This window comes from Denitrobacterium sp., from assembly GCF_056180635.1.
On sequence record NZ_JAZZJS010000036.1, the window covers coordinates 1 to 6,570 of the forward strand.

Consider the following 6,570-nt stretch of genomic DNA (forward strand, 5'->3'; position numbering starts at 1 on the left):
GCACTTGGAAGAGGTTCCCGGCTCGGGCTTCAATGTGAAGGGTTCGTATAAGGCCCTTAAAGGCAAGAAGGCCAAGCTTGCCGAGGAGTCGGGGGGGGATGTTACCGCCTCGCATGCTACTGCAAACGTTTCCGACGACGACGGCGAAGTTCACTTCAAAGAGCTGCCTTCGGGCGAGGGCGTAACGCCTTGCATCATCATCTCGGCACGACCCATTCTGGTTCCGCTGCCGTTCAAAATTGCACTGGCTGTTCTGGTATTGGCTGCCGTAGGGGCCGTTGGCGCTTTTACCTTCCTGAACAGCCAGTGGCTCGATCCAAACGCCCAGAAGGGTTATTACGAGGGTAAGTCAGAGCAGGAGATCATCGACGATTTGAACCAGGAAGTGGCATGGTACTCCATGCAGATCTCCTGCTCGCCCTCCATTCGCATGCATCCCGGTTCCGCGCAGGCTACGGGCGTGAATGTCGAGAACATCGAAAACAACCATTGTGCGCAGAAGTTTACGATTACCTTGCAGGATACGGGTGAAGTGCTCTACGAATCGGGCGCTCTGAATCCGGGCGAGTACATTGCCGACATTGAAATGAGCCGCGCGCTCGACGAGGGCGTATACACGGCGAACATCGAATTCCAAGGATACGAGGAGAATGCGACGCTTTTCTCCGATGGCCAACTGTATGGGCATGCCAAGTTTGGCACGCCCGCAAATGCCGTGGTGCTCATCATCGTAACGGACGACGATGAAGTAGCCCGCGCTACGGCCACGTATTACCTTAATTAAAGACTTCGGGGACATGAGAGGTGGGTTGTGAGTCCGTATCGAACGTTTCAGTTTTACAAAGAAGGATGTGGTGTTATGAAAACAATGAGGAAGAATGGGATTGCCTTTGCCGTAGCTGCCGTGTGCGCATTCGCGCTCATGATTCCGGGGCTCGCGTTTGCCGATGTCACGCCGTCTGTTGAAACCAGCGGTGGCAATGGCAGCAGCACTCAGCTGAACTTGATCACCGATACTACGGTTACCGTGACCAACGATTCCGCCAATGCAAACATGAAGGTTCTCGTTCCCGTGGCGATTAACTTCGTGACCAATGGCTCTGGTACCATTACCGGCCCCAGTGGCGCTTCGCTGCAGAACTACTCGATGTTCCCCGTGCACGTGACTGACGTTCTCGTAACTCCCCACACGGGCGTTACGTTTGATGACAGCTTGACTACCACGACGCTTGCCGACCACGTGAAGATGTACATGCAAGCGGGTAGCGATACCATCACGCTCGGCGACTTCGTCAACAATGGCGGTGGCTCGCTCGTTGCGAACCAGTGGAACATTGGCGCTGCTAGTGGAGATACTCCCGGCTCGCTTTCCCTGTCCTTCCCGGCTGGTCAACTTGGTGCGTTTGGCACTGCCATCACCCCATACACTTCAGCCAATCTGGGTACCATTTCGTGGACCGTTGCGGCCGGTGCTGTCAGCTAATGAGGGCAGCTTAGCGTCGACTGTACGCAATTCCGTGTGTGTTGCCAAAGGAGAGACGGATGCTTCGGCGTCCGTCTCTCCGATTTTGTGGAGAGGGGTTGCGCGGCGCTGTGCCCGCAAGTACAATGGCTGCGTCCTTTAAAAGCGGTACAGAGAGACCGACAAGGCTTGCAAGCTGCAAACGTACTACAAGCAGAACTGCAATCGTAAGCCTTTGTCTGTCGACGAAGGTTATTTTTATGCCTTCCGGCAGGCAAGATGCTCCCGCAAACCCGAAAGGGGATTGCGCGGCGGGTGCACCAGGTCGCTTTGTACGCACTCATCTTCGAAAGGAGTGTGTATGAGCGGAAATGCGCAAGTGAAATCCGTGTGCATGGATTCCACGGAAATCGAGCGATCCCTTACGCGTATCGCCCATCAGATTCTCGAAGCCAACCATGGCGCGCGTAATATCGCGCTCGTTGGCATCGTCACCAGGGGAGACCTCCTGGCCAAGAAGCTGGTGAGCAAGATCGAGCAGATCGAGGGGGTGCAAGTTCCCTTCGGCCACCTCGATATCAGCTTCTATCGCGACGACTACCTCACCCATCTCGCGCCTGAAGTCCACGAGACCCATATCCCGTTCAACATCGACGGCAAAGACATCATCCTCGTCGACGACGTCCTCTACACGGGCCGCACCATCCGTGCCGCGCTCGACGCCCTCATGGACCTGGGTCGTCCCAAGACGGTGCAGCTTGCGGTCCTGGTCGACCGCGGTCACCGCGAGCTTCCCATCCGCGCCGATTTCGTGGGCAAGAACGTTCCCTCGGCTTCCGACGAAAACGTTCGCCTCTTCCTCGACGAAGTGGATGGCAAATCCGAAGTTGACATTCTGGATATCGAACCGGGCTCGCGTGCGGGCTCCGCGCCGCTGGGAGGTGGCAGGTAATGGCCTTCAATCACAAGCATCTCATCGACATCACGGAGTATTCCGCCGATGACATCATGCAGATTCTGGAAACCGCCGTCACGTTCATGGAAGTGAACGAGCGCAAGATCAAGAAGGTGCCCCTGCTGAAGGGCGTTACCGTCGTGAACATGTTCAACGAGCCCTCCACGCGCACCAAGTCCAGCTTCGAGCTGGCCGAGAAGCGCCTGTCGTGCGACGTTCTGAACTTCGGCGGCAAGAGCACTTCGGTCGTGAAGGGCGAAAGCCTGGTCGACACGCTGGAAACGCTCGATGCCTACAAGATCGACATGGTCATCGTGCGCGACCGCCACGCCGGCGTTCCTCACCTCATCAGCCAGCATACGCCCGCTTCCGTCATCGATGCGGGCGACGGCAAGCACCAGCATCCCACGCAGGCGCTGCTCGACCTGTTCAGCATCTGGCGCGCCAAAGGCGACCTCGACAAGCTGCACGTGGGCATCGTGGGCGACATCGGCCATAGCCGCGTGTGCGGTTCCCTCATTCCCGCGCTGAAGATCATGGGCGCCGAGGTTACGGTTATCGCCCCCAACACGCTTCTTCCCGCGCGCCCCGACATCCTGGGCGCCGACCATGTAACCGCCAATCTCGACGAGGCCCTGCCCGAGCTCGACGTGGTCTACATGCTGCGCATCCAGCGCGAACGCCTGGAAGGTGCGCCGTACCCCAGCCTTCGCGAATACAACATGCTCTTCGGGCTCACGCGCGATCGCGAGCGCTTCATGAAGCCCGACGCCATCGTGTGCCACCCCGGCCCCATCAACCGTGGCGTGGAACTCGATAGCTACATGGCCGATCACCCCGAGCGTTCGGTCATCCTCGATCAGGTGTACGCGGGTATCTGCACGCGCATGGCTGCACTGTACCTGCTTTTGGGAGGGAGCGATAATGGCCTTTCTGCTTAAGAACGCACGCGTAGTCGACCCGCAGGTCGGCTTGGACGAAGTATGCGACATCCTCATTCGCGACGGTAAGATTGCCCAGGTGGGCAAGGGTATTTCCGCCCCCGACGCCGAAGAGCGCGATTTCACGGGCAAGGTAGTCACGCCCGGCTTGGTAGACATTCACGTGCATCTGCGCGACCCAGGCCAGGAGCAGAAGGAAGACATCGCCAGCGGCACGCGCGCGGCTGCCCATGGCGGCTTCACCGCGGTTGCCTGCATGCCCAACACCACGCCCACCATCGACAACGCCATCGTGCTCGAATACGTGCAGCGCATGGCCGAAAAGGTGGGGAAGTGCCGCGTCCACGTGGTTGGCTCCTGCACACAGGGTCTCGCGGGCGAAACGCTCTCCGAAATGGGCAGCATGGTGCGCCACGGCGCCGTTGCCTTCACCGACGACGGCCATGGCGTTCAGGGTGCGGGCATGATGCGCCGCGTCATGGATTACGCCAACCAGTTCGGCAAGGTCATCATGTCGCACTGCCAGGACGAAGACCTCGTGGGCGATGGTGTGGTAAACGAAGGCGTGTGCAGCACGCGCCTGGGCATGCTCGGCTGGCCTTCCGAGGGCGAGGAACTGCAGATTGCGCGCGATATCGCGCTCTGCCGCCTCACTGGCACGCCGCTGCATATCCAGCACATCACCACGGCACGTGGCGTCGAACTCGTGCGTCAGGCGAAGGCCGAGGGCCTGCCCGTTACCGCCGAGGCCACGCCCCATCACCTGTTCCTGAACGAGGATGCCATCGACGATACGTACAACACGTACCTGAAGGTGAACCCGCCCCTGCGCACCGAGGCCGACCGCCTCGCCGTTACCCAGGGCGTGCTCGATGGCACCATTGATTGCATCGTCACCGACCACGCTCCCCATACCGACTGGGAGAAGGATTGCGAGTTCGCCATCGCCGCATTTGGCATGACGGGTCTGGAAACCTCGCTTGGCCTGGTGCTCACGCAGCTCGTGCGCACGGGCGTGATCGATTACGCCAAGCTCGTCGAGCTCATGGCCGTGAACCCGCGTCGCATCATCCAGGTCGACCCGGTTACCATCCAGGAAGGCTCGGTGGCCGACCTCACGGTTATCGACCCCGAAATCGAATGGACCGTCTCGGTTGACGATTTCTGCAGCAAGGCGAAGAACTCCGGCTTCATTGGCGCCACGCTCACGGGTCGTGCGACCGATGTGTTCGTGGGTGGCGAACCTACGCTTCGCGACTGCGCGGTAGTCGAGTAACTCCATAACGTCACGCACTTTTACTCCGGGCGGCGGCATGCTTCGCGCATGTCGCCGCTTTCTGCATAATCTAGACGTTCTATGAACATATACGCATCAAGCATCGCATGTATGCAGTATGACGTATAATTCCGAAAAGCCTTTAAGAGCGGTACAGAGAGACCGATAAGGTGCGCAAAACGATACATGAAGCCCTAGGGCTTACTGCGCCTTGTCAGTTGACGAGGCGCATTTTTTTGCGCCGGGAAGGATGGAAATGAGCCAGATTTCAGACAAGCTCCTTGCGGGAACGTCGAAACCCGCGCGTGTTCCGGCCAAGCTTCTGCTTGCCGATGGCACGGTGTGGGAGGGGTATTCCTGCGGAGCGCAAGGCGAGGTGTTCGGCGAAGTGTGCTTCAACACTTCCATGACCGGCTACCTCGAGGTTGCAACCGACCCAAGCTACGCGGGCCAGATCGTCACCATGACGTATCCTCAGATTGGCAACTACGGCGTATGCCCCAGCGACGTGCAGCGCGACCACACGGCCCTGCGCGGCATGGTGGTGCGTGACATGTGCTATACGCCCAGCAACTGGCGATCCGCCGAAACGTTCCCCGCATTTCTCGAGCGCAATGGCGTGGTGGGCATCGAGGGCGTCGACACGCGCGCTCTCGTGCGCCATATCCGCAGCACCGGCGCCCAGATGGCCGTCCTCTCCACGGAAACCCTCGATGATCGTGAGCTTTCCGCGAAGCTTGCGGCTGCTCCTGCGTTCGTTGGCACGAACTTTGTTCAGCAGGAGTCGTGCGAAAGCGTGCATGAGTATACGGCGGCAAATATCCCTGCAGGTCACGAATTCGCCTATGGCGAAGCACCTGCCGCTACGCACCATGTTGTCGCCTACGACTGCGGCATGAAGGACGGCATCCTGGAAAACCTCGTGCGCGTGGGCTGCAACGTAACGGTTGTGCCGTGGAATACGCCTGCCGAAGAGGTCCTGGCCATGAATCCCGATGGCGTGTTCCTCTCGAACGGCCCGGGCGACCCCGATGCCGTTGAGGGAACGTATTCCCAGGTGGAAAAGCTTTTGGGCAAGGTGCCCCTGTTCGGCATCTGCCTGGGTCATCAGATGCTCTCGAAGGCGTGCGGCTGCACGATCGAGAAGCTGAAGTTCGGCCATCGTGGCGGCAACCAGCCCGTCATGAACCTGCGCACGGGGCGCGTGGAAATCACCTCGCAGAACCATGGCTTCGGCATCGTCTACGATAGCCTGGGCGAGCTCATCCCCGAGGAATCGGGCGGCATGGCGCGGCATGCGAAAGACCTGCGTGATTACGCCAACGCCCGCATTGCTCCCGTGGTGCGCAATGCCAAGGTGGGTCGCGTGCAGCTCACGCACGTGAACCTGAACGATGGCACGCCCGAAGGCATCGCCTGCCTCGACATCCCGGCATTTTCCGTGCAATACCACCCCGAAGCGCAGTGCGGTCCCACCGACGCGCATTACCTCTTCGCCGCGTTCGTACGCCTCATGGACGGCCGTAGCGACTATCTCGACATCGACATCGCGCAGGACCGTCTTGCCGGCTGGACGTTCGCTTCGCAGAAGGAGGCCCAGCATGCCTAAGCGCACCGATATCAAACGCATCCTCGTCATCGGCAGCGGCCCCATCGTCATCGGGCAGGCCTGCGAATTCGACTACTCCGGCACGCAGGCGTGCAAGGTGCTCGCCGAGGACGGGTACGAAGTCGTTCTGGTGAACAGCAATCCCGCAACCATCATGACCGACCCGCAGCTGGCCGTACGCACCTACGTCGAGCCCATTACCGTGGAAGCCATCCAGCAGGTAATCGAAAAGGAGCGTCCCGACGCGCTGCTGCCCACCCTTGGTGGCCAGACCGGCCTGAACACGGCCGTCGACCTGGCAAAAGCCGGTATTCTCAGCGAATACGG

The 6,570-nt window shown here is 59.8% G+C and carries 6 protein-coding genes and 1 pseudogene; all 7 read left to right on the forward strand.

Annotated elements, in window-relative coordinates:
• Positions 1-784 (forward strand): annotated as a pseudogene (locus AC04P6_RS02915) (hypothetical protein); the annotation flags it as partial.
• A 75-nt stretch (positions 785-859) separates the two neighbouring features.
• Entirely contained in the window at positions 860-1,483 is a 624-nt protein-coding gene (locus AC04P6_RS02920; protein WP_475565093.1) for a hypothetical protein, read from the forward strand.
• 340 nt (positions 1,484-1,823) lie between these two features.
• Positions 1,824-2,414 carry a bifunctional pyr operon transcriptional regulator/uracil phosphoribosyltransferase PyrR gene (gene pyrR / locus AC04P6_RS02925; RefSeq protein ID WP_475565094.1) on the forward strand — a complete coding sequence of 197 codons (591 nt, stop codon included), beginning with the start codon at positions 1,824-1,826 and terminating at the stop codon, positions 2,412-2,414.
• A complete protein-coding gene (locus tag AC04P6_RS02930) occupies positions 2,414-3,358 on the forward strand; it encodes an aspartate carbamoyltransferase catalytic subunit (protein WP_475565095.1) in 945 nt (314 codons plus the stop codon). The genes pyrR and AC04P6_RS02930 overlap by 1 nt, the downstream gene beginning before the upstream one ends.
• Positions 3,342-4,634 (forward strand): dihydroorotase, encoded by a 1,293-nt coding sequence (locus AC04P6_RS02935; protein WP_475565096.1) that lies wholly within the window; start codon positions 3,342-3,344, stop codon positions 4,632-4,634. The genes AC04P6_RS02930 and AC04P6_RS02935 overlap by 17 nt, the downstream gene beginning before the upstream one ends.
• Before the next feature lie 256 nt (positions 4,635-4,890).
• Positions 4,891-6,243 carry a glutamine-hydrolyzing carbamoyl-phosphate synthase small subunit gene (gene carA / locus AC04P6_RS02940; protein WP_475565097.1) on the forward strand — a complete coding sequence of 451 codons (1,353 nt, stop codon included), beginning with the start codon at positions 4,891-4,893 and terminating at the stop codon, positions 6,241-6,243.
• On the forward strand, positions 6,236-6,570 hold a 335-nt coding region (locus tag AC04P6_RS02945), incomplete at its 3' end, for a carbamoyl phosphate synthase preATP-grasp domain-containing protein (RefSeq protein ID WP_475565098.1). The genes carA and AC04P6_RS02945, both read left to right, overlap by 8 nt.

Bases quoted from the DNA above. Each gene is read 5' to 3' on its own strand.
- AC04P6_RS02920 (WP_475565093.1), top strand. From the start codon at position 860: ATGAAAACAATGAGGAAGAATGGGATTGCCTTTGCCGTAGCTGCCGTG.
- pyrR (WP_475565094.1), top strand. From the start codon at position 1,824: ATGAGCGGAAATGCGCAAGTGAAATCCGTGTGCATGGATTCCACGGAA.
- AC04P6_RS02930 (WP_475565095.1), top strand. From the start codon at position 2,414: ATGGCCTTCAATCACAAGCATCTCATCGACATCACGGAGTATTCCGCC.
- AC04P6_RS02935 (WP_475565096.1), top strand. From the start codon at position 3,342: ATGGCCTTTCTGCTTAAGAACGCACGCGTAGTCGACCCGCAGGTCGGC.
- carA (WP_475565097.1), top strand. From the start codon at position 4,891: ATGAGCCAGATTTCAGACAAGCTCCTTGCGGGAACGTCGAAACCCGCG.